Here is a 1,161-nt window from a genome sequence, read left to right as displayed (position 1 = left end):
CAAGTAACTTGGACCAGTGTTGATCATTTAGCATTGTTCGAGGCATAGCGAGTGTAAAATTGGGTTTGGCGATTTAATTTTACTATCTCGCTATTTTTTTAATCAACAAATGTCAACAGACCCTAGTCATAGATGGTGCAATCGACAGTTGTTTGAGGTATGGCTATGTAGTGGTTACAACAGATTATCAAGGACTGGGTAAGCCAAAACTGCACCCTTATATGAATGTAGTCAGTTAAGTTTATAATTTGGTGGATTCTGTACATGCACTGCATTCTTGGAAGCCGAAGCAATTTAATAAAGACTGGATGGTGATGGGGCATAGTCAAGGTGGTGCAGCTGCTATTGCGGTTGCAGCTCAGGGACAAAAAGATGCGCTTGGATTGAATCTTAAAGCTGCAATACCCTTGGCACCGGGTGGTTATCAATATGAATGTATTGCTGAATACGTACAAACCAATCCAAATCTAGATACCAATGTAGCGGCATTTTTCCCCAGCGTGTTGTAGGGAGCAGCCGCAGCAGATCGATCAATGTAGATCAACAGGTTAGTCCAGATATGCAGTCTTTACTAAATCAGGCCCGTAAACGTTGTTTATCAGAACTAAAAAATTAGTTAAAACAAGCACCTCAGCCAATCTTTAAAAAGATGCAGACTTAAAGCCTTTATTAAGCTATTTAAAACGGCAGCCGATTGAATATATGACCCTAACCGTAACTCTGATGTTTGTTTAAGGCGCCGCAGACCATTTAGTCGATCACCTTGGTACTCAAAGTTATTACCAGAAATTGTGCAAATAAAAATTGCCAGTAGTCTATCAGGCGATCCCAAATGGTGATCATCGGGGTGCATTAGGCCATAGTCCAAAATATACGGCTGAATTTTTAAAGAGCTTACAACTGGCCAGCATGGCAAAGGGGTATAAATGAGATAAGTAAGCTAGCAATAAAAGCTTAACTTCTAAAACACTTTTATTGAAGGATGAACCAAGTGATGAATGATTTTCTTCTACCGTAAAAATGAATTTCCTAAATAACCCGAATCTCGGATAAGAAATTGACTTGAAAAATAAGCGGACTAGAGCCATTAGTTGAGTTACCACACAAAACTCACAACTCTAGTCCTGATGTTTAATAGTACCCAATTATTCTGTGTAATTG

The 1,161-nt window shown here is 39.1% G+C and carries 1 protein-coding gene; it reads left to right on the top strand.

Going from position 1 to position 1,161, the window contains the following annotated elements:
• Nucleotides 1-248: 248 nt before the first annotated feature.
• Nucleotides 249-509 (top strand): hypothetical protein, encoded by a 261-nt coding sequence (locus FTU05_RS18170; protein ID WP_180166223.1) that lies wholly within the window; start codon nucleotides 249-251, stop codon nucleotides 507-509.
• The last annotated feature ends 652 nt before the right edge of the window (nucleotides 510-1,161 follow it).

This window comes from Acinetobacter sp. YH12049 (assembly GCF_013419875.1).
GTDB classification, from domain to species: domain Bacteria; phylum Pseudomonadota; class Gammaproteobacteria; order Pseudomonadales; family Moraxellaceae; genus Acinetobacter; species Acinetobacter amyesii.
The sequence above is the reverse complement of the archived record's forward strand: the minus strand, read 5'-3'. Positions and strand labels throughout refer to the sequence as shown.